This is a genomic window from Microbulbifer sp. 2205BS26-8 (assembly GCF_030731025.1).
Taxonomy (GTDB): domain Bacteria; phylum Pseudomonadota; class Gammaproteobacteria; order Pseudomonadales; family Cellvibrionaceae; genus Microbulbifer; species Microbulbifer spongiae.
The window spans coordinates 1-23,899 of record NZ_JAVAMR010000018.1 but is presented as its reverse complement, the minus strand read 5'-3'; the positions used below and the strand labels follow the sequence as shown (position 1 = coordinate 23,899).

General features: G+C 54.9%; 20 protein-coding genes. 14 read left to right on the top strand and 6 right to left on the bottom strand.

Annotation, left to right across the window (positions count from 1 at the left end; genetic code table 11):
• Positions 1 to 202 precede the first annotated feature (202 nt).
• Positions 203 to 535: a hypothetical protein gene (locus Q5Y71_RS08310; RefSeq protein ID WP_306041568.1), complete on the top strand. Its 333-nt coding sequence runs from the start codon at positions 203 to 205 to the stop codon at positions 533 to 535.
• Between the two features lie 58 nt (positions 536 to 593).
• On the opposite strand, the gene Q5Y71_RS08305 is transcribed toward Q5Y71_RS08310, so the two are convergent.
• The 4 genes from Q5Y71_RS08305 to Q5Y71_RS08290 all read right to left on the bottom strand — a co-directional run bounded on the left by Q5Y71_RS08305 (position 594) and on the right by Q5Y71_RS08290 (position 4,178).
• Entirely contained in the window at positions 594 to 1,352 is a 759-nt protein-coding gene (locus Q5Y71_RS08305; protein ID WP_306041566.1) for a YciK family oxidoreductase, read from the bottom strand.
• A 47-nt stretch (positions 1,353 to 1,399) separates the two neighbouring features.
• Positions 1,400 to 2,065 carry an HAD family hydrolase gene (locus Q5Y71_RS08300; protein ID WP_306041564.1) on the bottom strand — a complete coding sequence of 222 codons (666 nt, stop codon included), beginning with the start codon at positions 2,063 to 2,065 and terminating at the stop codon, positions 1,400 to 1,402.
• Positions 2,066 to 2,078: 13 nt separating this feature from the next.
• The gene (gene ubiG, locus Q5Y71_RS08295) at positions 2,079 to 2,780 is read right to left on the bottom strand and encodes a bifunctional 2-polyprenyl-6-hydroxyphenol methylase/3-demethylubiquinol 3-O-methyltransferase UbiG (RefSeq protein ID WP_306041563.1); all 702 of its coding nucleotides are present in this window, start codon (positions 2,778 to 2,780) and stop codon (positions 2,079 to 2,081) included.
• Between the two features lie 72 nt (positions 2,781 to 2,852).
• On the bottom strand, positions 2,853 to 4,178 hold the full coding sequence (locus Q5Y71_RS08290; RefSeq protein WP_306041561.1) for a TRZ/ATZ family hydrolase: 1,326 nt from the start codon (positions 4,176 to 4,178) through the stop codon (positions 2,853 to 2,855).
• 184 nt (positions 4,179 to 4,362) lie between these two features.
• On the opposite strand from Q5Y71_RS08290, the gene gyrA reads away from it, so the two are divergent.
• The 11 genes from gyrA (at position 4,363) to Q5Y71_RS08235 (ending at position 17,578) form a co-directional block, all read left to right on the top strand.
• Positions 4,363 to 6,927 carry a DNA gyrase subunit A gene (gene gyrA, locus Q5Y71_RS08285; protein WP_306041558.1) on the top strand — a complete coding sequence of 855 codons (2,565 nt, stop codon included), beginning with the start codon at positions 4,363 to 4,365 and terminating at the stop codon, positions 6,925 to 6,927.
• 168 nt (positions 6,928 to 7,095) lie between these two features.
• Positions 7,096 to 8,175 carry a 3-phosphoserine/phosphohydroxythreonine transaminase gene (gene serC / locus Q5Y71_RS08280; protein ID WP_306041556.1) on the top strand — a complete coding sequence of 360 codons (1,080 nt, stop codon included), beginning with the start codon at positions 7,096 to 7,098 and terminating at the stop codon, positions 8,173 to 8,175.
• A 141-nt stretch (positions 8,176 to 8,316) separates the two neighbouring features.
• Positions 8,317 to 9,420: a prephenate dehydratase gene (gene pheA / locus Q5Y71_RS08275; RefSeq protein WP_306041554.1), complete on the top strand. Its 1,104-nt coding sequence runs from the start codon at positions 8,317 to 8,319 to the stop codon at positions 9,418 to 9,420.
• Complete coding sequence (locus tag Q5Y71_RS08270) at positions 9,420 to 11,651, top strand: bifunctional prephenate dehydrogenase/3-phosphoshikimate 1-carboxyvinyltransferase (RefSeq protein WP_306041553.1); 2,232 nt, start codon at positions 9,420 to 9,422, stop codon at positions 11,649 to 11,651. The genes pheA and Q5Y71_RS08270 overlap by 1 nt, the downstream gene beginning before the upstream one ends.
• A gap of 77 nt (positions 11,652 to 11,728) precedes the next feature.
• Positions 11,729 to 12,427, top strand: coding sequence for a (d)CMP kinase (cmk, locus tag Q5Y71_RS08265; RefSeq protein WP_306041551.1), 699 nt, complete (start codon positions 11,729 to 11,731; stop codon positions 12,425 to 12,427).
• Positions 12,428 to 12,602: 175 nt separating this feature from the next.
• Positions 12,603 to 14,282 carry a 30S ribosomal protein S1 gene (gene rpsA / locus Q5Y71_RS08260; protein ID WP_306041549.1) on the top strand — a complete coding sequence of 560 codons (1,680 nt, stop codon included), beginning with the start codon at positions 12,603 to 12,605 and terminating at the stop codon, positions 14,280 to 14,282.
• A gap of 146 nt (positions 14,283 to 14,428) precedes the next feature.
• On the top strand, positions 14,429 to 14,737 hold the full coding sequence (gene ihfB / locus Q5Y71_RS08255) for an integration host factor subunit beta (protein ID WP_306041548.1): 309 nt from the start codon (positions 14,429 to 14,431) through the stop codon (positions 14,735 to 14,737).
• A 111-nt stretch (positions 14,738 to 14,848) separates the two neighbouring features.
• Positions 14,849 to 15,157: a lipopolysaccharide assembly protein LapA domain-containing protein gene (locus tag Q5Y71_RS08250; RefSeq protein ID WP_301418854.1), complete on the top strand. Its 309-nt coding sequence runs from the start codon at positions 14,849 to 14,851 to the stop codon at positions 15,155 to 15,157.
• Between the two features lies 1 nt (position 15,158).
• Positions 15,159 to 16,349 carry a lipopolysaccharide assembly protein LapB gene (gene lapB / locus Q5Y71_RS08245; protein WP_301418856.1) on the top strand — a complete coding sequence of 397 codons (1,191 nt, stop codon included), beginning with the start codon at positions 15,159 to 15,161 and terminating at the stop codon, positions 16,347 to 16,349.
• Between the two features lie 70 nt (positions 16,350 to 16,419).
• A complete protein-coding gene (gene pyrF, locus Q5Y71_RS08240; protein ID WP_306041545.1) occupies positions 16,420 to 17,130 on the top strand; it encodes an orotidine-5'-phosphate decarboxylase in 711 nt (236 codons plus the stop codon).
• 139 nt (positions 17,131 to 17,269) lie between these two features.
• Complete coding sequence (locus Q5Y71_RS08235; protein WP_306041543.1) at positions 17,270 to 17,578, top strand: helix-hairpin-helix domain-containing protein; 309 nt, start codon at positions 17,270 to 17,272, stop codon at positions 17,576 to 17,578.
• Between the two features lie 260 nt (positions 17,579 to 17,838).
• Here the strand turns inward: Q5Y71_RS08235 and Q5Y71_RS08230 are convergent, their stop codons facing one another.
• Entirely contained in the window at positions 17,839 to 18,264 is a 426-nt protein-coding gene (locus tag Q5Y71_RS08230; RefSeq protein WP_306041542.1) for a PaaI family thioesterase, read from the bottom strand.
• 611 nt (positions 18,265 to 18,875) lie between these two features.
• Here Q5Y71_RS08230 and ggt point away from each other — a divergent pair.
• Positions 18,876 to 20,591 carry a gamma-glutamyltransferase gene (ggt, locus tag Q5Y71_RS08225; RefSeq protein WP_306041541.1) on the top strand — a complete coding sequence of 572 codons (1,716 nt, stop codon included), beginning with the start codon at positions 18,876 to 18,878 and terminating at the stop codon, positions 20,589 to 20,591.
• A gap of 198 nt (positions 20,592 to 20,789) precedes the next feature.
• Here the strand turns inward: ggt and Q5Y71_RS08220 are convergent, their stop codons facing one another.
• A complete protein-coding gene (locus Q5Y71_RS08220) occupies positions 20,790 to 23,273 on the bottom strand; it encodes a TonB-dependent receptor (protein WP_306041539.1) in 2,484 nt (827 codons plus the stop codon).
• A 496-nt stretch (positions 23,274 to 23,769) separates the two neighbouring features.
• Between Q5Y71_RS08220 and Q5Y71_RS08215 the strand changes: the two genes are divergently transcribed.
• Positions 23,770 to 23,899, top strand: a 130-nt coding sequence (locus tag Q5Y71_RS08215; RefSeq protein ID WP_306041607.1) for a helix-turn-helix domain-containing protein, incomplete at its 3' end; no start/stop codon positions are given.

Genomic DNA, 23,899 nt, shown 5'->3' with positions numbered 1-23,899 from the left:
CACTGGAAGTGAACAAATAAAATTGTGCAGCCTTTCACACCAATGATTGGGCCCGCATGAAAAATAGCTGTCAGTGGAGTTTGAGGATTGGCGACAGTCCGGTTCCCGAATTTCAGTAGGGCGGCCACTACCGCTCTACACGGGATTGCTGTTTTGTCCAACAATTAAAAAAACAACATTTTAGATTACCCGGGGGCGAAAAATGAAAAGCTTGATTACTTCTACTGTCGTTTGTACTGCTGTTGCGGGCTACTTCATTTTTGAGTCAATACAGCTTTCGTTTTCAGAGGGCGCCTATGCCGGGGCAGGTGGCAGAGGGTCAGCCCAGCTCCAGACGGGCCAGGAAGCACAGTTTACTGAGCCGGGCAAGAAGGTGCAGGGAGTCAAAGACGACGTCCTGCTTGATGGCAGTGAGATGATGGAGTTCGAAGGGGATATTTTTGCCGATGTCCCCGAACATATGGGGACAGAAGACGGCGATGGCGGGTCAAGCCAGAGACCGACTGGTGATGACAACCAAGCGGGCGCAAAATAGACAGTGATGCGCATCTTAAACCGGCCTCAGTCCGGTTTTTATGGACTGGCAGTTGGGTTTAGCGCTTTTGTGCCCTGAAGTGCTTGCCATTCTGGCCCCGGCTGTCGTCCCCCATCAGGTATAAATAAGTGGGCATGATTCGCTCGGCGGGCACTACCGACTGCGGGTTTTCAGCCGGGTAGGCGCTCGCACGCATTGCCGTGCGGGTGGCCCCTGGATTGAGGCTGTTTACACGAATATTCGATACGCCCTCCAGTTCATCTGCCAATACCTGCATCAACCCCTCAGTGGCAAATTTTGATACGGCATAGGCGCCCCAATAGGCCCTACCTTTCAGGCCAACGCTTGAACTTGTGAAGATGACTGATCCCGCCTCGGACTTTTCCAGCAGGGGCAGCAGCGTTTTTGTAAGCCCAAATGCTGCGTTGACATTCACCTGCATTACCTGCTGCCAGGTGGAGAAATGGTAATTGGCGATTGGGGTGCGCTGCCCTAAAAGGCTGGCATTGTGCAGGAGGCCGTCCAGGCGGCCAAACTCCCGCTCAACTGCTTCGGCGAGATTGTCAAAATCCTCTATACGGGCCCCGTTCAGATCCATGGGAAAGATAGCCGGCTGAGGCCCCCCGGAGGATTCGATCTCGTCATAGACCATCTCGAGTTTTGCTGTGGTTCGACCCAAGAGAATGATGCTTGCCCCATGGGCCGCGAAGGTTTTGGCCGCAGTTTTGCCGATACCGTCTCCGGCACCGGTGACGAGTATGATTTTGCCTTTGAGGAGGTCGGTGGGCGCTACATAGTTGCCGAAAAATTCTGACATAGAAAATCCTGGTACTGTCTCGATACTATTGGGACCGGGTGTTATTGCTAGGGTTTAAAATACTGCTCCCTCAGCAGTGGCCAGATCTCAGCTGCCGATTGGATCAGGTGATCCGCCCCCCAACTGGCAGGGTTTTCCGTGACGTCGATGTAGCCATAGTTACAGGCGATGGTGGGCATGCCTGCGCGCTGGCCGGCGACAATATCCCGCTTGTGATCGCCAATATAAACGGCTTCTGAGGGATCACAGCCGATTTTTGTGCAGGCAAGAAAGATTGCCTCAGGGTCCGGCTTGGGTTGGTTGACGTGGTCGGGACAGATAACTGCGGCCGGAGGCGGGAGGTAATTGAAGGCCTGCATCAGTGGCACGGTAAAGGCTTCCGGTTTATTGGTCACAATACCCCAGGAAATATTGTTTGCCAGAAGCGTGTTCAGCAGGGCCTCTATACCGGGAAAAGGAATGGTTTTCTCGGCAAGGTGTGCAAGGTAGAGATCCAGCAGGCGCTGCAGCAGGCTGTTGAAGCCGGGGTCGCCCGCTTTTTTGCCAAATCCCAGGGTTACCAATGCCCGGGAACCGTTGGAGACCGTACTTCGAATGATTTCGTCGGGCAGGGCTGACAGTTGCTCCTGTTGCCGCAGCTGGTTGAGTACAACAATAAAATCCGGCGCCGTATCCAGAAGTGTGCCGTCAAGATCAAATAACACCGCTTTCATTCGCTTGGCTTGCTCACTCAGGTTTACTGGCATACATCAGATAGTTCACGTCAACGTCGCGGGCGTTGAGCTTATAGGTGCGGGTTATTGGGTTGTAAGTCATGCCGGTCATATCCCGAAGTTCCAGATCCGCCTCGCGCAGCCACCTGCCCAATTCGGAAGGTCGGATAAACTTGCTGTATTCATGGGTACCCTTGGGAAGTAATCGCAGGAGATATTCTGCCCCCACAACAGCGAACAGCCAGCCTTTGGCTGTGCGGTTGATAGTGGAAAAGAAGAGATGACCGCCAGGTTTGACCAGTTTTGCGCAGGCGTAAACGACTGATGCGGGGTCGGGGACATGTTCCAGCATTTCCAGGCAGGTAACGATATCAAAGTGCCCGGGCATTTCTTCCGCCAGTGTCTCAGCGGCTACCTGGCGGTAATCCACCTCGATGCCGCTTTCGAGGGCATGCAATCTGGCGACATTGAGGGGGGCTTCGCCCATATCAATTGCAGTGACTTCTGCACCCCGATGGACCATGGCTTCCGCCAGAATGCCGCCACCACAGCCAACGTCCAGCAATTTTCTGCCGGCAACTGGGGCCTGCCCGTCAATATAATTGGCGCGCAGGGGGTTGATTTCGTGTAGCGGTTTAAATTCGCCCTCTCTGTCCCACCAGCGGCTGGCGAGTTGCTCAAACTTGGCGATTTCCGCGGGATCTACGTTGCTCATGAACTTTTCTGCAAACTCCGTCGCTAGTAACCGAACCTGTCCGGCTATTGGGCACGGGCGGTGCGTTTGCACCTAGCGCGCCTGGCCCGCGATTCTATCACGCCAGAGGTGCGCCCGCTGGATTAGCTCGGCCTCGTTCAAGGTTTGTAGTCGGCGCTCCTTTAATAGCTGCTTGCCCGCAACCCAGACGTCCGTAACATTGTGCCCCCCACCGGCATAAATCAGCTGGGACAGGGGGCTGTGTACCGGTTGCTGTTCCACTCCACCCAGATCGATAGCCGCGATATCGGCACTTTTTTCTATTTCGAGGCTGCCTGTGATGGTTTCGATACCGAGCGCACGGGCACCGTTAATCGTGGCCATCGCGAGGGCCTGGTGTGCGGGCAGGGCTGTGGCACTGCCACTGACGGCTTTTGCCAGTAGTGCGGCGGTGTTGGCCTCTGCAAACAAGTCCTGGCGATTATTACTGGCGGCACCATCGGTTCCAAGGGCAACGTTAATGCCCGCCTTGAGCATCTCGCTGGCGGGGCAGAACCCCGATGCCAATTTAAGATTGGAGGAGGGGCAGTGTGCGACATGGGCGCCACTCATTTTTAGCAGCTCCATATCCTGCTCATTGGTTGCCACCATGTGCACACAGAGAGTCTGGGGTCCCATCAGGCCCAGGCGTAACAGCCGCTCCGTCGGGCGCTCCCCAGAGTGTGTCAGAGCATTGTCCACTTCCCGGGAGGTCTCGTGCAGGTGTATTTGTACTGGGATCTGGGCTTCCGCAGCATAGACGGCGATTTTTTCCAGGGTTCGGTCCCCCACGGTGTAGGGCGCATGGGGTGCAAAAACCACCTCGATACGCTCGTGTGCCCGATAGTCATCGCGCAGGGCCAACCCCTTGTGTAGTGCCTCTTCGCTGTGGCGGCTCCAGGGGGTCGGGTTGTCCAGCACCGGGAAGGCGATATGGGCGCGGATGCCGCTCTCGCGGGCGGCTACCGCTACGGCTTCGGGGAAAAAGTACTGGTCGGAGAAGGTGGTAGTGCCTGATCGCAGCATTTCGGCGATCGCTTGGCGGCTGCCGTCTGCCACAAACTCCGGGCTCACCCAGCGCTGCTCCACTGGCCAGATGTGCTGTTCCAACCACTCCCTGAGCGGGCGGTCATCGGCAAAACCGCGCAAGAGTGCCATGGGGGCATGGTTGTGGGTATTGATTAGCCCCGGAATCAGGGCGTGCTGGTTAAGTGTGATCTCGTGTTTTGCCGCGAAGCGGAGCTTGGCTTCGACGGACGGCAGCAGTGCTGTGATACGTCCCCGAACAATGGCCAGAGAGCAGTGTTCATACACTGTTTGTTCGGGTATGACCGGGATAATCCAGCGCGCGTGAATCAGGGTGTCTACAGATTGGTGCATTGGGTCACAGGGCGGTAGCTGAGGTGGGGTGTCACTTTAGCGGTAGAGCAGGACCGCAGCAACCGGGCAGGTTTGCCGTGTGGTTTCGGGGCCATCCCGCCAGCGTCGTCAAACTATGCTAGAATTGCCCGCTTATCCGGGCTCGGTACTTATGCCCGCGCTATAACAAGGAACGCCGTAAGTCATGGGCGAATTAGCCAAAGAAATCTCCCCAATTAATATCGAGGAAGAACTCAAGCAGTCTTATCTCGACTATGCCATGAGTGTGATAGTCGGGCGGGCACTGCCGGATGTACGCGATGGTCTCAAGCCGGTCCACCGCCGTGTGCTCTTTGCAATGAGTGAGCTCAAAAACGACTGGAATAAACCCTATAAGAAGTCAGCACGTGTCGTTGGCGATGTGATTGGTAAGTACCATCCCCATGGGGATACTGCAGTATACGACACGATTGTGCGTATGGCCCAACCCTTCTCCTTGCGTTACACACTGGTAGACGGCCAGGGAAACTTCGGCTCCATTGACGGCGATAGTCCGGCCGCTATGCGTTATACCGAAATCCGAATGGACAAGCTGGCCCACGAGCTGCTGTCGGATCTCGACAAGGAAACCGTCAACTTCGTTGAAAATTACGATGGCTCCGAGCAGATGCCGGAGGTGTTGCCCTCTCGGGTACCCAACCTGCTGGTCAACGGTTCATCCGGTATCGCTGTGGGGATGGCGACGAATATCCCCCCCCACAACCTGAGTGAAGTGATCAAGGCCTGCCTGGCCCTGATTGACAACCCGGCGCTTACGGTCGATGACCTGATGGCGTATGTCCCCGGACCGGATTTTCCCACCGGTGCCATTATCAATGGACGCGCCGGTATCCTGATGGCCTACCGCACCGGGCGTGGCCGTATCTACGTGCGCGCCAAAGCGGATGTGATCCGCGATGATAAGAGCAATCGCGAAACCATTGTTATTACAGAAATTCCCTACCAGTTGAACAAGGCGCGCCTGATCGAGCGTATCGCCGAGTTGGTGAAAGAAAAGAAGATCGAGGGCATCTCCGAGCTGCGCGATGAGTCCGATAAAGACGGTCTGCGTGTCGTGATTGAACTGAAACGTGGCGAACTGGGCGATGTGATTCTGAACAACCTCTACTCACAAACCCAGTTGGAGAGTGTGTTTGGCATCAATATGGTTGCCCTGGTAGACGGTCAGCCCAAGGTCCTGAACCTGAAAGAGCTGCTGGAGCACTTTGTGCGCCACCGCCGGGAGGTGGTCACACGCCGTACAGTCTACCTGTTGCGCAAGGCTCGTGAGCGCGGTCATATCCTAGAGGGGCTGGCGATTGCCATCGCCAATATCGATCCCGTGATCGAGTTGATCAAGTCCTCCGCAACCCCGGCCGATGCCCGCGAGGCGCTGTTGGCCAAGGGCTGGGCGGTAGGCAATGTACAGCAGTTTCTGGCGCGAGCCGGCGCCAATGCCTGTCGCCCGGACGACCTGCCAAGGGCGTTCGGTTTACGCGAGGATGGCACCTACTATCTGTCCCCTGCACAAACACAGGCCATTCTCGAACTGCGTCTGCATCGCCTGACCGGAATGGAGCACGATAAGCTGTTGACCGAGTACCAGGAGCGGCTGAAACAAATCGCCGAATATCAGCATATCCTCTCTAGCTTTGAGCGCCTGATGGCGGTGATCCGCGAGGAACTGGCACAGCTCGATACGAATTTTGGGGATGAGCGTCGCACCGATATCGTGGCTTCCCGCCAGGACCTGACTGTAGAAGACCTGATCACCCCGGAAGACAAGGTGGTGACCATCTCTCACGGCGGTTATGCCAAAAGCCAGCCGTTGACTGATTACCAGGCCCAGCGCCGTGGCGGTATGGGCAAGTCGGCAACCCAGGTAAAAAATGAGGATTTTGTCGAGCACCTGCTGATAGCCAATTCCCACGATACCATCCTGTGTTTTTCCAACAGGGGCAAGGTCTACTGGCTAAAAGTCTATGAAGTGCCGACGGCCGGCCGCGCCTCCCGAGGGCGCCCCATGGTCAATATGCTGCCACTGGAAGAGGGCGAGCGCATTAGCAGCATGATGCCGGTGTCTGAATATGACGAAAACCACTTCATTTTCTTCACCACTGCTAGCGGTACTGTGAAGAAAACACCGCTCACTGCTTTTGCGCGCCCGCGCAGTGTCGGTTTGCGCGCTATCGAGCTGGAAGAGGGAGACCGCCTGGTAGCCACGGCGATTACCGATGGCCAGCGCGATGTGGTGCTGTTTACCAGTGCCGGTAAGGCCGCCCGTTTTTCCGAGCGCAATGTTCGCTCCATGGGGCGTGTTTCCCGGGGTGTGCGCGGTATTCGAATGCAGGGGGGACAGCAGGTGATCGCTATGGTGATTCCACAGGAGGGTGGCTCGGTGATGATGGCCACCGAGAAGGGATTCGGCAAGCGTACAGCGATTGGGGACTTCCCCACCAAGGGACGCGGCACCCAGGGTGTGATTGCCATTGCCGAGAGTGAGCGCAACGGCGCCCTGATCGGGGCCTGTCAAGTGCATCCAGGTGAAGAGATGATGTTGATCTCCGATCAGGGTACCCTGGTACGCACCCGGGTAGACGAGGTTTCTGTCCTTGGGCGCAATACACAGGGGGTACGGGTCATACGCCTGAAGACTGGCGAGAAACTCGTGGGACTCGGGCGTATTGAAGAGACGGAAGGGGTCAGCGAAGATCGCGGAGGGCCGGCGTGATCCGCGCCTCTGGCATCTCGGTGAAAGGCTGCGTTTATCGCGGCCTTTCTTGCCTCAGGCACCTTAAAAAATGCGCCAAGACGAAAGGTCCATCTCCCAGAATCACGGTTCGTGCGTGGATGCATCTAGTTGTATTTGAAACCATGTTTGGTTTTCTGGAGTCATGCGATGAGGAAATTTAATTTTTCCGCCGGTCCCGCAGCATTGCCGGAGCCGGTGCTGTATCAGGCCCAGCAGGAGCTGCTAGACTGGCACGGGCTGGGCTGTTCGGTGATGGAGATCAGTCACCGCACAGCGGAATTTATTGCGGTTGCCGAGCGCGCAGAGCAGGATTTGCGCGACCTGCTCTCTATTCCGGAAAGCTACAAAGTGCTGTTCCTGCAGGGCGGTGCCACAGCGCAGTTTGCTGCCGTACCCTGGAATCTCTTCGGTTCGGGTGCCAAAAAAGCCGACTACATTCACTCTGGGCACTGGGCGGCAAAAGCCATCAAGGAAGCCAGGCGTTACGGCGAAGTGACGGTGGTTGCTTCCAGTGAAGACCGCAATTTCCGCTACGCTCCCGCAAAAGACTGCTGGCAACAGAGTGCAGAAGCGGCTTATCTCCACTATACCCCGAATGAAACCATCGGCGGGGTCGAGTTTGATTATGTGCCAGAGGTGGATTGCCCTTTGGTGGCCGATATGTCTTCCAGTATTCTGTCGCGCCCGATTCCAGTGGATAAGTTTGGCGTGATCTATGCTGGCGCCCAGAAAAATATGGGTCCCTCGGGTATTGCCGTTGCCATTGTCCGCGAGGACCTGCTCCACAGGGCAATGGCGGGTATTCCGCGCAGCTTGAGCTGGAAGGTGGCGGCGGACGCGGGCTCCATGGATAACACCCCTCCGACCTTTGCCTGGTATCTGTCGGGTCTGGTATTTCAGTGGCTCAAGGCTCAGGGTGGGGTTGAGGCGATGGCGCGACTCGCCGATAAAAAATCCGCGTTGTTGTACGAATTTCTTGATCGCAGTGAGTTTTTCTCCAGCCCTGTGGAGAAGGAAAGCCGCTCCAGGATGAATGTCCCTTTTGTGCTGGCCGATGAACGTCTCCACAAGCCGTTTCTCGAGGCGGCCGGTGAGGCCGGGCTGCTGGGCTTGAAAGGGCATCGCTCAGTTGGTGGTATGCGTGCGTCATTATACAACGCTGTCCCTCTTGAGGCGGTGGTGGCATTAGTGGCATTTTTGTCAGATTTCGAAGCGCGTTGGGGTTAGTGTCTGGTCTAAAACAACAGGTTTTCGCGCTACAGTATTTTTGATGGCTTCGAGCGGTGATTGGGTTGCAGCCGATATTGCATGCCAGTCCCGGGCGAATAACTCAGTAGTTGATAGGTGAGCTGGAACGTAAAAAGGCGGATGACCGAGGAAACTGTAAGTGGTGACCAGCGCTTGCTGGAGCTGCGCAATCGTATTGACAGCATTGATGGCGATATCGCCCGGCTGATCAGTGAAAGAGCCAACTGTGCACTGGCAGTTGCCGCGGTGAAAAAGGCAACCGGTGGGGATGCCCTGTATTACCGGCCCGAGCGCGAAGCTCAGGTACTGCGCCGGGCGATGGAACGCAATAGCGGCCCTTTAACCGATGAGGAAATGGCGCGTCTGTTCCGGGAAATTATGTCTGCCTGTCTGGCTCTCGAAGAGCCGGTTAAGGTGGCCTACCTGGGGCCGGAGGGGACCTTTACCCAGCAGGCTGCGTTAAAACATTTTGGTAACTCCGCACAGAGTCGCCCCCTGGCGGTTATTGATGAGGTGTTTCGCGAGGTGGAGGCAGGTGCGGTGAACTACGGGGTTGTGCCCGTAGAGAACTCCACAGAGGGGGTCATTAACCATACCCTGGACAATTTTATGACCTCCAATTTATACATCTGTGGAGAGGTGGAGCTGCGTATTCACCACCACCTGATGATTTCGGATGTCACTCGGGCAGACGCAATCACGCGCATTTATTCCCACGCGCAGAGTCTGGCACAGTGTCGCAAGTGGCTCGATGCACACTATCCCAACGTAGAGCGGGTAGCGGTAGCCAGCAATGCCGATGCGGCTGTGCGTGTCAAGGGGGAGTGGAATGCCGCAGCCATCGCTGGCGATATGGCGGCTGAGTTGTACGGCCTGAAGATCTTATCAGGAAAAATTGAAGACCGCCCGGATAATTCCACGCGTTTTTTGATTATCGGTACTCAGGAAGTACCGGCGAGCGGTGACGACAAGACCTCTTTGATGGTATCAATGCGAAATGAGCCCGGCGCCTTGCACAATCTGCTGGAACCATTCCGTCGCTTTGGCGTTGATCTCACCCGTGTGGAGACGCGCCCGTCCCAGTCCGGCAACTGGAATTATGTCTTTTTTATCGACTTTGTGGGACATCGAGACACAAAAAATATTGCCTCGGCCCTGCGGGAAGTGGGTGTTTGTGCCTCGGACGTGAAAGTGCTCGGTTCTTACCCGCGCGGTGTGCTGTGATGGATCAAGTGCAAGTTGGCCGGCTCGTAGTCATTGGAGTCGGCCTGATAGGTGGTAGTTTTGCACTCGCATTAAAAACTGCAGGGGCATGTCGCGAGGTGATTGGGGTTGCGCCCCCGGGGAAAACCTGCGAACAGGCAAAATCGCTCGGGATAGTTGACAGTGCCAGCAGCAGTCTTGCCGAGGTTCTGCCCCAGTTGGAAGCCAGTGATCTGGTTTTTATCGCTGTGCCAACCCTGGCTGTGGAATCGGTGTTTGCCCAAATTAGAGCCTACATGCCTGAGGGCGTTACAGTGACAGATGGTGCCAGTGTCAAAGGCAGTGTGGTGCGCGCGGCGAAAACAGTGTGGGGTAGGGTGCCCAGTTTTTTGGTACCGGGTCACCCCATCGCGGGCTCTGAGCACAGTGGCGCAGCCGCTGCGCGCGATGACCTTTATTACAATCACCGGGTTATCCTAACCCCCCTGCCCGAGACCGGTACAGGCCATTTGCAGCGGGTGGTGCAATTGTGGCAGGTAGCGGGTGCGTCAGTGTTAAAGATGTCTGTGGAAGAGCACGATGCTGTACTCGCAGCTACCAGCCATCTTCCTCACGTGATTGCCTTTAGTCTCGTGGATACGCTGGCGCACGACGCGGAAAATGAAAATATATTCCGCTATGCCGCGGGGGGATTTCGCGATTTTACCCGTATCGCTTCCAGTGATCCGGTAATGTGGCGAGACATCATGCTGGCCAACCGTTACGCCATTCTAAAGGCAATCGACCTCTATAGCCTCAACCTGTCGGCCTTGCGCGAAGCCATCGCCTCCGGTGACAGCACCAGTCTGATGGGTGTATTTACCCGTGCCAAAACAGCGCGGGATCAGGTAACCAAAGTGTTGACAAAACAAGCGTGTTCAGAATTTATGCCGACAAAAGCAATGACTTTTACCGCTCAGCCAGGGGGGTGTGTCATCGGCAGGCTGCGTGTGCCCGGCGACAAGTCCATGTCACACCGCGCAATCATGCTGGGCTCTCTGGCAGAGGGTGTGACAGAGGTAGCGGGCTTTCTTGAGGGAGAGGATGCACTGGCGACCCTGCAGGCCTTTCGCGATATGGGGGTGGTTATCGAGGGGCCGGTCAATGGGCGGGTCACCATCCACGGTGTAGGTTTGCGTGGCCTGAAGACGCCGCCGGGACCACTCTATCTGGGTAACTCCGGCACCTCAATGCGCCTGCTGGCGGGCCTCCTTGCCGGGTTGGGTTTCGATATCACCCTGACCGGTGATGCATCTCTGTCCAAGCGCCCTATGGATCGGGTTGCCGGTCCCCTGCGGGAGATGGGGGCGATCATTGAAACGGGCTCTGGAGGACGGCCACCTCTGCGCATCAAAGGGGGGCGCCGGCTGTACGGGATCGATTATCGCTTGCCAATGGCCAGTGCCCAGGTGAAATCCGCAGTCTTGCTGGCTGGCCTCTATGCCAGCGGCGAAACCTCGACTGTGGAGCCTGCGCCGACACGCGATCACACTGAACGCATGTTGCAGGGATTTGGCTATCCGGTGCATCGCGATGGTGCCAAGTCCACGCTCTGTGGCGGGGGCAATCTCAAGGCCTGCCATATCGATGTGCCAGCGGATATCTCCTCCGCGGCCTTCTTTATGGTGGCTGCGGCAATCTCGCCCGGTTCAGATATTGTGCTGGAACATGTCGGTGTCAATCCGACCCGCCATGGCGTGATCAATATTCTGGGTTTGATGGGGGCTGACATTCAACAGTTCAACAAGCGCGAGATCAGCGGCGAGCCTGTGGCGGATATCAGGGTGCGTTACTCACCTCTAAAAGGCATCCGAATTCCTGAGACGCAGGTGCCGCTCGCCATTGATGAATTCCCGGCATTGTTTATTGCCGCAGCCTGTGCGGATGGAGAGACAGTGCTGACGGGTGCTGCCGAACTGCGTGTCAAGGAGAGTGACAGGATCCAGGCGATGGCGGATGGCCTCGCGGTTCTGGGCGTGGAAGCGAAGCCGACTCCGGATGGCATTGTGATACCGGGTGGGCGGGAGCGGACGGTATTTAGTGGGGGAACTGTCGATAGCCTGGGGGATCACCGCATTGCCATGGCCTTTGCTGTGGCATCTTTGCGCGCAAAGGATACAATCCGCATCCTGCACTGCGCCAACGTGGCGACCTCCTTTCCGAATTTTGCCGACCTGGCTGTCAGCGTGGGTCTGCGGTTGCAATTGGCTTAATCGTCAGGCTCGCAGTGCAGGGGTTTTGGACCCGGCTTGTGCCGTTCATAACGATGTCGAGTTGTGCAAAAAACTATATGAGTGATACAAACAAGCTGCCGCCGGTCATCGCGATTGATGGACCCAGCGGATCGGGCAAGGGCACTATTGCCAAGTTGCTGGCGGAGCGGTTGAATTTCTCCCTGTTGGATTCGGGCGCCCTGTACCGGACAGCGGCGCTGGCGGCCCTGGACAGGAGGGTGGACCTGACCGATGAGGTCGCATTGGCGCAGGTGGCAAAGGAACTCGATGTTCGCTTTGCTGTGCACGATAGCCAGCTGCAGGTTTACCTGGAGGGACGTGAGGTCACCAGTGACATTCGCATGGAGCGGGTGAGTATGGCTGCTTCCAGGGTGGCTGCGATTCCGGCGGTGCGTGCAGCCCTGCTGCAACGACAGCGGGATTTTCGGCGGCTGCCGGGCCTTGTGGCCGACGGTCGGGATATGGGCACCACGGTTTTCCCCGACGCCCAAGTCAAAATCTACTTGACCGCGGGTGCCGAGGAGCGCGCCAGAAGGCGGGCGGCGCAGTTGCGGGGGGAGGGGGTTTCTGTTAGCCTCCGCGACCTGCTGGAGGACATCCGTGCCCGTGACGCACTGGATATGAACCGAGAAGCCTCTCCCCTGGCTGCCGCTGAGGATGCGGTTGAACTCGACAGTACCGGGGTCGATATTGAGGCAGTCCTGCAGCGGGTACTGACGCTGGTACTCGACCGGATCCAGCCCGGGGTTCCCTAAGCCCGCTTAACCAGTACCAACCCGTTTTTCTAACGACAGCGGCCGGGTCTTGCCAGAATTGCCCGGCCGTTGTTGTAATCCGACCCGCGTGCTGGCAGCGCGGCTGGGGTCGCGGCTGGCGGTTGACTACACTCAACAGTTACCAACGGCTGAACCCTTCACTATAGGTAATGTAATGAGCGAGAGCTTTGCTGAATTATTTGAAGAGAGCCTGAAAAGCGTCGAAATGGCACCGGGTGCTATTGTTACCGGTGTTGTCATTGATGTAGATAAAGACTGGGTAACTGTACACGCGGGCCTGAAGTCAGAGGGCGTTATTCCCGCTGCCCAGTTCATCAACGACAGAGGCGAAATCGAACTGCAGGTGGGTGACGAAGTGCAGGTTGCCCTGGAGGCGGTTGAAGACGGATTTGGGGAAACCCGTTTGTCCCGCGAGAAAGCCAAGCGCGCTGAAGCCTGGAAAATCCTCGACGCGGCCCACGCAGCTGACGAGGTGGTCAAAGGGGTTATCAGTGGCAAAGTTAAGGGTGGCTTTACAGTGGATGTTGCCAATATCCGCGCGTTTCTGCCCGGCTCTCTGGTCGATGTTCGCCCGGTGCGCGACACCGCGCATCTGGAGGGTAAGGAGCTTGAATTCAAGGTTATCAAGCTGGATGCCAAGCGCAACAACGTTGTGGTTTCCCGTCGTGCGGTGATGGAGGCTGCCACTTCCGAAGAGCGCGAGGCCCTGCTGGCGAGCTTGCAGGAAGGTATGAGCATCAAGGGAATTGTAAAGAACCTGACCGACTACGGTGCGTTTGTAGATCTGGGTGGTATCGACGGTCTGCTGCACATCACCGATATGGCCTGGAAACGCATTAAGCATCCGAGCGAGATTGTGAATGTTGGCGACGAGATCCAGGTAAAAGTCTTGAAGTTCGACCGCGATCGCAGCCGTGTCTCTTTGGGATTGAAGCAGCTGGGCGAAGACCCCTGGGTATCTATCAAGCAGCGCTACCCGGAAAACAGCCGCGTCAAAGCAGTTGTTACCAACCTGACCGACTACGGCTGTTTTGCCGAACTGGAAGAGGGGGTTGAGGGCCTGGTGCACGTTTCCGAAATGGATTGGACCAACAAGAATATTCACCCGTCCAAAGTTGTCCAGGTGGGCGACGAGGTAGAGGTGATGATTCTCGATATCGATGAGGAGCGTCGACGCATTTCCCTGGGTATCAAGCAGTGCCAGGAAAATCCATGGGATGCTTTTGCACGTAAATTTGCCAAGGGCGATAAAATTTCCGGCAAGATCAAGTCCATCACCGATTTTGGTATCTTTATCGGTCTCGATGGCAGCATTGACGGCCTGGTTCATTTATCCGATATCTCCTGGAATGAAGCGGGAGAGGAAGCGGTTCGCAAATTCAAGAAGGGCGACGAGATCGAGACTGTGATTCTGGGTATCGATTCCGAACGCGAGCGTATCTCCCTGGGCATCAAGCAGTTGGAATCGGATCCGTTCTCCGACTTTGTTGCGACCAGCGACCGTGGGAGTTTTGTTACCGGCACGATTAAAGAGGTGGATGCCAAGCAGGCCGTTGTTTCCCTGGCGGATGAGGTTGAAGGTATTCTGCGGGCCTCCGAAATCAGCCGCGACAAGGTTGAGGATGCACGCAATGTCCTGAAAGAAGGCGAGAAAATTACGGCTAAAATCACCAGTGTGGATCGCAAGAACCGTGTGATCAGCCTGTCTATCAAAGCCAAGGATCAGGATGAAGAAAAACAGGCCATTAAGGATCACAGCAAAAAGCAGTCCGAACAAGTGCAGCCGGCCACGATCGGTGACTTGATCAAGGCACAGATGAGCAACAAGGACTAGTATTTTCTTGACTGTTCAGTCAGTACGCCAAAGAGTTTATTTGGCGTGTTCCGAGAGCCGGACTGGGGTTGCCCAGTCCGGCTTTGTATTAGATGATTACCGGGCTACGCTAGAATAATCAATAACTTGCAGAGGTTATCGAGCGCATGACCAAATCTGAATTGATCGAAAGGATTGCGTTGAGATTGGATCAGCTGCCAGTGAAAGATGTAGAATTGGCGGTGAGGGTACTGCTGGATACCATGTCCGACGCACTTTCCCAGGGAGAGCGCATCGAAATTCGGGGTTTTGGTAGTTTTTCCCTGCACTACCGGGGGCCCCGTACCGGGAGGAACCCCAAGACTGGAGATGCGGTAGCACTATCCGGCAAATATGTGCCCCACTTTAAACCAGGAAAAGAACTGCGTGACAGAGTTAATCGCAGTATGAACGGAGAGACGGGGTTCGAAGTATGATTACACTGCACGGCTGGGTTGATAGTCGGCTTTCGCTGGTGACCCTATCATCCGCCCCGAAAGCCTAAGGCCCAGGTTGGTAAACCCTCTTGGCGGAACTCGGAGGTTCCCTTGTCATTTTTGCACTGGTTGGTGCATATTGCCTATGGCTTGTTGGCCCTGGTGTGTGTGGCCTTCGGCATTTATTTTGCTGTGGAAAACCCCCAGGTTATTGCGCCGGTGATTGCAGGTAATACCCTGTATTCAGGCAGTGTGGGGGTGTGGCTCATCAGCACTTTGCTGCTGGGGGTTCTGTTGGGCTTCCTGGCCAGTTTACTCCCTATGTATTCCCAGCGCCGCCGTGTACGCGGACTGAACAAGCAGCTCAAGAAGCTGGAGCGTGAGCTGCACGCTGCGCATCAAAAGGTTTCCGGAGATTGAATTGCCTGATTTTACCTACTTCTTTTTCCTGCTGGCAGCGATTGCTATCGGCTGGGTATTAGGGCGAGGTAGCTCCAGGAAGAAACCTGACTGTAGCGAACAGGAGGAGTCCCTGGCCCGCTCCTATGCCCAGGGGCTCAATTATCTCCTGAGCGAGCGCCACGACGACACCATCGAGAAGTTTATCGATTCCCTCGAAGTCAGTCCCACAACCTTTGAAACCCACTTGGCACTGGGCAGCCTGCTGCGCCGGCGCGGGGAGTACGATCAGGCAATACGGGTACACCAGAATCTTCTCTCACGCCCCAGCCTGGCCCGGCAGAGTCAGCATAAAGCGCAGTTTGAACTGGCCTGCGATTACATTGCGGCGGGTTGGCTCGATCGGGCTGAGCGCCTGTTGCAAGAACTGGTGGAGACCGCCCAGGAACTGCGCACCACCAGCCTTGAACACTTGGTGGAAGTGTATCGGGATGAACGCGAATGGGCCAAGGCTATTCACGCTGTCAATTTGCTCCATGGCCGCCGTTTCAAACGTTTGTCTGCCGACTGGGCATCAATACAGGCCCACTTTTGTTGTGAGCTGGCGGAAGAGGCGATCACCGGCAAGGATTATCTCAGTGCACGCAAACATATCGACGCAGCCCTGAGCTATGATCGCGGATCTGTAAGGGCCTGTCTGCTGTGGGCGCGCCTGGAATATTTACTAGGAAAACCGCGGGATGCCATTAAGGTGCTACAGCGAATCCCCAAGCAAAACCCCGATTATATTCCAGAGATACTGGAGCTTCTGATTACCTGCTACATAGAATTAGGAGACGGAAAGGGGCTGGATCGCTACCTGGAGTCCCTTCTCAATGAGCATCCCTCAAACAGTGTGCTCATTGCGTTGACAGAGCGCATCCAACAGCAGGATAGTGAAGCAGCCGCCGCTGCTTTTATGGGTGAGCAATTGGCACTGCGTCCATCCCTGCGAGGCCTGGGACGTTTTCTCGATCTGTACATCGGAACAGCACAGGGCAGGGCCCGTGAAAATCTGTCCTTACTCAAGACACTGGTGGATCAATTGATTGCCAGCCGTCCCCACTATCGCTGCAGCAACTGTGGTTTTTCCGGCAATCAGTTGCACTGGCTCTGCCCCAGCTGTAAACACTGGGATTCTGTTCGCTCCGTCAAGGGAATTGAAGGTGAGTAGTGGAACCGACAGGGAAAGCGCTCAGGCCCAGCTTGTCGCTGGGTAGAGACAATTTTAATGAGGTATTTCTTTGCAGGCTCAGGTTTCTTCCCCGATTATTGTTGCACTGGATTACGATCATGCCGACAGGGCTCTGGAACTGGCCGACCAGTTGGACCCCGCTCTTTGTCGGGTGAAAGTTGGCAAGGAATTGTTTACTGCAGCGGGCCCCGATCTGGTTCGTACCCTGGTTAGGCGTGGCTTTGAGGTTTTTCTGGACCTGAAGTTTCACGATATTCCCAATACTGTTGCCGCGGCAGTAAAGGCAGCTGCACGTCTTGGTGTCTGGATGGTAAACGTACATACCAGCGGTGGTGAGCGGATGATGCGTGCAGCTGTGCAGGCTCTGAGAGAGTTTGGTGAAAAAAAACCATTGCTTACCGGGGTAACCGTATTGACCAGCACCACTGCGGAGGAGCTGGCGGCAGTGGGGATTTTCAGACCTCTGAAAACGCAGGTGCTGTCTCTCGCCTCCAGCGCAAAAAACTGTGGTCTGGATGGTGTGGTGTGCTCGGCCCGCGAGGCCCGGGTTCTGCGCGAGACCTGTGGGCCAGAATTTGTGCTGGTGAGTCCCGGTATTCGCCCGGCCTGGAGTGATAGGGGCGACCAGCGGCGCACACTCACGCCTTCTGAGGCCAGGGTCCAGGGTGCCGACTTTCTGGTTGTTGGGCGGCCGATCACAGCAGCTAGTGATCCTTTGCAGTCGCTGCGGGATATCTTGGCTGAGATTGCGGATCACTAAGGACTGTCGGCCCTGACCCGTGTGATGCAGTGTAATGGATGGTAAGCGGATTTTGCTCAGCATGTTGGTATTATGCTGTGGCTTGGGGTAGTAAGCAGTCCCAATGTGAAAATAAGAAGACTTTCACTGGGAGCCTATCATGAAAAATATCCGCGTAATAATCCCTTCCCTGCTTGTTCTCGTTTTCTCGCTTTACCTGTCACCTACAATCACTGCAAATGATGCGAGGCCTGAAGCCGTCAAACAGGTGGTCACTAAGATCAACGTCAACAGTGCTTCTGTTGCTGAACTGGCAGAGAAGTTGGAAGGTGTGGGGACAGAGAAAGCGCAATTGATCGTTGAGCACCGGGAAAAGCACGGTCCATTTACGTCGGTGGAACAGCTGCTGGACGTCAAAGGGATTGGTGCAGCAACGCTTAAGAAGAATCGCGACAAGATTCAACTTTGAGTTTGGTGCTGAATGTCTTTCACGATGCCCGGCATGATTGTACATACACTCTCTGGGCAGTACGGTCATAGTTTGTCGCAACCGCTGTAAAGCAAACTGTCCTTTTGGTCAATATTCACTGGCAAAGCCTGTGGATATTGACTTGAGTACTCTTCAAGGCACAGTGGCTTTCGTCCAGAAACTACTGACCGAAGCTGTAGATCGGTAGAGTGATAGCGTGCATGTTGGTGATAGAGCGGCAGAGTTTAAACGCGGGGGGATTACAATCGCACCGCATTTGCTAGCGCACAGGCAATCAATTGGCCCTTTGCCGTGCGGATACTGCCGCTAGTGGCGAACAGGCGTTTTCCGCAATGATCTACCTGTGCCTCAATAACCAATGGTTCTTCATCACGCACCGCGCCAATAAATTTAATCGTCAGGTCGATCATACTGTGATTTTCACCCGGGCCCAGTTTGGTCATCACAGAGGCGCCCATAGCACTATCCAAAAGCGCTGCGAGAATACCTCCGTGCAATGAGCCAATCAGATTTTGGTGCCGTTGCTTAGGAGTGTAGTGATAAACTACCCTGCCTTCGATAACAGATTCAATCTGGTAATCCAGGTTGCCCGCCATACCCGTGCGTGGTTGTGTTTTTGCGAAATGCGCCATACGCGCCATACCGCTTGTGCTGGCATCGATCATAGCGTGAGCCTTATATTGGATATTTGTTACCAATAAACAAACTTCTGACACATGCCATCGCGCTCAGCGGGGATATACCAGAGCCTGCACCTCTCTGCGCACCACCTTGCCCACCGGGCTGCGAGGCAGTGCGGGTAGAATATGGATAGCCTTGGGAGTTTTTACCGGGCCCAGCAACGGCTTTGCCAATGCGCGTATGGTATCGCCCTACAGGGTTGTACCGGGAGCCAGGCTAACGGCGGCCTCTAGGCGCTGGCCCCAGTAGTCATCTGCCACACCGAAGTCGACTGCCTCGTCAATACCGGCTAGGCCGACCAGGGCGTTTTCTACTCCAGATTGTTGGGCCTGGGCAGGTGGACACTAAAAATCACGGCTTTTTATTCCGCAAGCCTGCTCGTACTCGCTCATGACATCGAGCATTTCAAAGAATATACTTATAAAGTCGTTATCTTGTATTTTATCCATTACAATATTCAAAAGCACAAATGTGAAGATTTAGACGAAAAACCAAGACCTCTCGAATACAGATTTTTATCGATCAACTGGAAGTGGGGCTGGTATAAATACCCAGCTTCTGTTACATCGGTATAAAAATAAGAGGAATCTCTGCTATGAGACGTATATTTCACAAAGTACTCATCGCGCTGTATTTAAGCCCAATACTAGGGGGTTTACCGGCTTCTGTTGCCTTCGACCGCGTAAACGGGGAGGGCTTCGCCAGTCGCTCGCCGGTATTAGCCAATCGTGGGATGGCGGCCACCAGTCAACCCCTAGCGACACAGATAGCACTTGACATCCTCAAACGCAGTGGCAGCGCGGTGGACGCAGCGATTGCCGCCAATGCAGCTCAGGGCCTGATGGAGCCCACAGGGTGTGGTATCGGGGGCGATCTGTTCGCACTGGTGTGGAGTGCAAAAGATAAGAAACTCTACGGGCTCAATGCCAGCGGTCGTTCGCCACTATCTCTCCCATTCGAATATTTTGCCAATAATGGTCACAATAAGATTCCCTCTTATGGGCCTTTGCCGGTCTCGGTCCCTGGGGCCGTCTCGGGTTGGTTCCAGCTCCATCAACGGTTTGGGCAATTGCCGATGGATGAAATTCTGGCACCTGCAATCGACTACGCAGAACAAGGGTTTCCCGTAACTCAGCTGGTGTCTTACTATTGGAACAGGTCAGTACCGCGACTGCAGTCTTACCCCGGTTTTCGCGAGACATTTATGCCCAATGGCAGAGCGCCACAAGAAGGTGAGGTGTTTCGCAATCCCCGCCTTGCAAAGACCTACCGTCGTATTGCAAAAGGAGGTCGGGATGCTTTCTACAGAGGCGATATTGCTCGCGAAATTGCCGCCTATGTGAAAAATCAAGGTGGCTTCCTCAGTTACGAAGACATGACAGCTCATCGTTCAGAGTGGGTTGAGCCGGTCTCTACCAACTATCGGGGTTACGATTTATGGGAGTTGCCGCCCAATGGTCAGGGCATAGCGGCATTGCAGATTTTGAATATCCTGGAAGGGTATGATTTGGCTGCCATGGGCAGAAACAGCGCTGGCTATCTGCACTTATTTGCGGAGGCCAAGAAGCTGGCGTTCGAGGATAGAGCTAACTATTACGCAGACCCTGCATTCAATCGCCTGCCGGTACAGCAGCTGATCTCCAAGGAGTATGCCACCGAGCGGCGCAAGCTCATCAATCTTGAGAGCGCTTCCAAACGCTACGATGCCGGCAATCTTGCCCTGAGGCACGGCGATACCATCTATCTTACTGTCGCTGATGAAGATGGCAATATGGTGTCGTTAATTCAGAGTAATTATCGCGGTATGGGTTCTGGTATGACCCCAGGGGAGTTGGGATTTATTCTTCAGGATCGCGGCGAGATGTTCAGTCTCAAGGAGGGACACTACAATCAGTATCAGCCCGGCAAACGTCCTTTTCACACAATCATCCCGGCGTTTGTAACCAAAGACGGTAAACCACTGATGAGCTTTGGTGTGATGGGTGGGCCTACCCAGCCGCAGATGCATGCCCAGATCATGATCAATATGATTGACTTTGGCCTCAATGTACAGGAAGCAGGGGATACACCCCGTATCCTCCACAGTGGCTCCAGCCAGCCTACAGATGAGAGGATGCTCGATGGAGGCTACCTGAGTCTCGAAGATGGATTCCCTCTGGAAACGCGCCGCAAGCTGGTACAGATGGGACATCAGCTGCGCTTTGAAAGCGGCCCTTATGGCGGCTACCAGGCCATTCTGCGCGATGAAGAGCAGGGCGTTTATTGGGGGGCCTCTGAGAGTCGCAAGGACGGCCAGGTTGCAGGATATTGAGAGTCCGCCCTGCGTACACACCCAGAGCAGGGAAGGGCCAGCGAGTATTTGGTGAGAGCTAGCACAATTCCTCGCCTTTAATAATTCACAATCAGTTGTGGGCGACAAATAATGCGCTATTCACAACACAGGATCTGCAAAAAGGCCGAGGGTAGGGGTTTGCCGCACGGGAACCGTAGGGCTCCCGCTTTGCAAAATTCAGAAGTTGTAGCGCATCTCAGCGCCATAAGTGCGTGGTTCGAAAACACTCGTATAGGGTGTGCCAAACACATCCAGTGTGCGGCCGCTGGGAATAGCTGCGCGTTCGTTGTTGAACAGGTTTCGAACCCATAATGCCAGCATGTAGCTGCCGCTGTCGCTCTGCCATGACAGTCGGCCGTTAAGGCGCTGATCATCCTCGCCGACACCCTCGATAGTATTGAAACTGGCCAGATAGCCTGGCGCCAGCTCGTCGCTGTTCTCTGCGTAGATGTAATCCATATGGAATTGCATTGATCCCACGGGTACCGTCGGTGCCCAGTCCATGCTCAGGGTATAGGCGGTGTTGGCGGTGGACTTGTCTCGATCCTGTTGCAGTTCGCCCTCGGCATCGTAGAAGGGGTTCCACTGGGATACCTGGTCGCGGATCGTTGTCACCAGGCCCAGGCGCAGTGTGTCAATGGGCAGCCAGTCAACGGTGATTTCGAAGCCGTTAAATTGCTGGTCACCGTTGATCACCCGCGGCAGGGCGTTGGCGGAGCCTGGCGGTTTGCTCTCGACACTGCGCTGACGGTTGTCGATAGCCATATCGAAATAGCTGAGCTGTACGCGCAGGCTGTCGAGCAGATCGCCTTTCACACCCAGTTCAATATTGTCCACTTCCTCCGGTTCGATCGGCGTATCGGCGGTGAGCAGGTTGAGTGAATCGAAACCGCCGGACTTATAGCCGTTTGAGTAGGACAAAAATGCCATCGCCCGCTCATTAAAGTGAAATTGTCCCACCAGGCGGCCGGTGGTTGCATGCCACTCGTTGCTGGCTTCGCGCAGGCCCTCTCCCACGTTATAGTTATCCGCAATGGAGAAAATCACTTGCTCCACTCCTGGGCGCAAATCGCGAAAACTGGTGCCGGGTGTCAACCAGGTAAAGGATTTCTCATCGGTACTGTAGCGCAGGCCGGCGAGTAGATTGATTGTATCGGTGACAGCGTAATCCAGATCGAAATAGACGCCGTGATTGGTAAAGTTTCCTGTATTGTCCACCCGTTCTACCCAGTCCCGGCCAGTATAGTCTGGGTCAAACAGCATACCGGTGCCGAGTAGGTTATAGGCGATCATATCGTACATTTCGCTGGTCTGGGGTAGGGTGGATCCGGTGACCAGCGTAGTGAAGGTGGCCCAGTCGCCCGGTTCCCACAAATGATCAATGCTGTCAAGCGCTGCCAGTGCTTGGGCTGCGGCTATATCACCAATACCATCATCGCCCGAGTATCCGCCCACCGATAGTGCAGCGCCACTGGCGATCTGTCCGCGTAAAGTCGGATCATTGACGACATCAGTGGTCACCAGTCGTGTCACCGAACTGGCAGTGGCAGTGACGATGGTGCTCTGAAAAATATCCTCGCGAGAATAATTGGCTCCCATGACTGCAACCAAGTGCTCTCCGGTAAAGTTCACCTGTAGCTCGTGATAGGTGATATTGGAATCGAAAATATTGTTGGTATCCAGGTAACGACTGGGATCGGCGGTGCCATCCTCCTCTTCGCGATTATAGGTTTCCCACTGGCGATAACTGGATACCCATTTGAGACTCCAGTATTCGTCGAAATTGTGCTCCAACTTGGCGTTGACCGCGAACATGGAGCGGGTCTCGCCGCCGTCCATCACATCATTTTCCACCTTGCCGGCAAAGGGATCGGTGCCGTAGCCATATGGGCTGACGCCGATGGCCTGGCGCGGGGCATTGTCCACTTCGTCCCAGTCATAGGCGAGCTGTGCGGTGGTGCTATTACTCATTTCCCAGCGGGCTGCCAAGCGCCCGGTGACAATGTTCTCCGCCCCTGAATTAATACCGCCGGGATAAACGTTACTCACAAAGCCGTCTCGCTGATAACTCATCAAATTGCCACGTACGAATAGCTTGTCGGTCACCGGCGTGTTGATCATACTCTCCAGCTGCTGCAGGCCGTAGTTGCCAAAGTGTGCTGATAAAAAAGCATCGAAATCATCTTGTGGTGGGGTCGGCACCATATTGACCATGCCGGCAGCCGCATTGCGACCGAACAATGTGCCCTGCGGTCCTTTCAGGATTTCCACCCGCTGCATATCAGCAAAAACCATAGACGTGGCCGGGCTTGGCACATAGGCGTCGTCGTAGAAAACGGCTACAGATGGGTCGCCGCCAGCACTGATGCTCGGGCTGCTAACACCGCGGATACTCAGTGCCGATTGGGTGATGCCGGAGCCGGCCTCAAAACCGGGAATGTAATCGGCCATATCACTCAACGTGAGTGCAATGGTGTTGTCTATGTCTTTGCTGGAAAAGGTGTCCACGGTAACCGGAACTTCCAACGTATTTTGCTCGCGCTTCTGGGCGCTGACGGTAACCTCTTCTAGGGCCAGCTCTTCACCCAGGGCATATGGCCCACTGGCGATGGCAAAAGCTATCGCCAGTGGGCTACATCCGAACGGATAAGGTTTGCTCATTGATCTCTCCAGTGATTTGTTGTTATAACGGCTCATGGCCATAGGTGGAGAACCTCAAATGAATAATGCTTGCCGATGTCAATCTGATACATATCTCAAGTATCAACAGCGGTTCACTAATATTTTCTCCGCATTATATCCTTAGCGCTTTGGCTTGAAGTTGTCATGATCGTCTAAAAGGCCTTTCTTTGTCCAGCAATTCCTAGGTGTAACTCAGAATCACTACGCATCGCAATAAGTTGGGGAGCATTGATTGTCTGTATAGTAATGAATGTTATGCTTTCTTATTGTAGATTGGCTTAATCGATGAAAGTGATTGCAATCTGCTCTTTCTGAGTACAGATCACTACGGATTATATGGGTATTGTGCTGGAAATTTTTATCTTTAAATTTCTATTTTCTTTATTTTATGGTTTCGGATAATAAGTGCAACTGGATAAGGAGAGGAGCCAGTTGGTAGACTCCGCGCTTCTCCCGACCAAGAGAGGAAGCATTGATGAGTTACCACCAGCTGAACGAAGAAGAGAGATACCAGATTTACGTATTATTGAAAGCAGAACATAACCAGAAGGAGGTTGCGGCTTTGTTGGGGCGCTCACCTTCAACGATTAGCCGGGAATTGAAGC

Coding starts and splice junctions, on each gene's coding strand:
- Q5Y71_RS08310 (WP_306041568.1), top strand. CDS start 203: ATGAAAAGCTTGATTACTTCTACTGTCGTTTGTACTGCTGTTGCGGGC.
- Q5Y71_RS08305 (WP_306041566.1), bottom strand. CDS start 1,352: ATGTCAGAATTTTTCGGCAACTATGTAGCGCCCACCGACCTCCTCAAA.
- Q5Y71_RS08300 (WP_306041564.1), bottom strand. CDS start 2,065: ATGAAAGCGGTGTTATTTGATCTTGACGGCACACTTCTGGATACGGCG.
- ubiG (WP_306041563.1), bottom strand. CDS start 2,780: ATGAGCAACGTAGATCCCGCGGAAATCGCCAAGTTTGAGCAACTCGCC.
- Q5Y71_RS08290 (WP_306041561.1), bottom strand. CDS start 4,178: ATGCACCAATCTGTAGACACCCTGATTCACGCGCGCTGGATTATCCCG.
- gyrA (WP_306041558.1), top strand. CDS start 4,363: ATGGGCGAATTAGCCAAAGAAATCTCCCCAATTAATATCGAGGAAGAA.
- serC (WP_306041556.1), top strand. CDS start 7,096: ATGAGGAAATTTAATTTTTCCGCCGGTCCCGCAGCATTGCCGGAGCCG.
- pheA (WP_306041554.1), top strand. CDS start 8,317: ATGACCGAGGAAACTGTAAGTGGTGACCAGCGCTTGCTGGAGCTGCGC.
- Q5Y71_RS08270 (WP_306041553.1), top strand. CDS start 9,420: ATGGATCAAGTGCAAGTTGGCCGGCTCGTAGTCATTGGAGTCGGCCTG.
- cmk (WP_306041551.1), top strand. CDS start 11,729: ATGAGTGATACAAACAAGCTGCCGCCGGTCATCGCGATTGATGGACCC.
- rpsA (WP_306041549.1), top strand. CDS start 12,603: ATGAGCGAGAGCTTTGCTGAATTATTTGAAGAGAGCCTGAAAAGCGTC.
- ihfB (WP_306041548.1), top strand. CDS start 14,429: ATGACCAAATCTGAATTGATCGAAAGGATTGCGTTGAGATTGGATCAG.
- Q5Y71_RS08235 (WP_306041543.1), top strand. CDS start 17,270: ATGAAAAATATCCGCGTAATAATCCCTTCCCTGCTTGTTCTCGTTTTC.
- Q5Y71_RS08230 (WP_306041542.1), bottom strand. CDS start 18,264: ATGATCGATGCCAGCACAAGCGGTATGGCGCGTATGGCGCATTTCGCA.
- ggt (WP_306041541.1), top strand. CDS start 18,876: ATGAGACGTATATTTCACAAAGTACTCATCGCGCTGTATTTAAGCCCA.
- Q5Y71_RS08220 (WP_306041539.1), bottom strand. CDS start 23,273: ATGAGCAAACCTTATCCGTTCGGATGTAGCCCACTGGCGATAGCTTTT.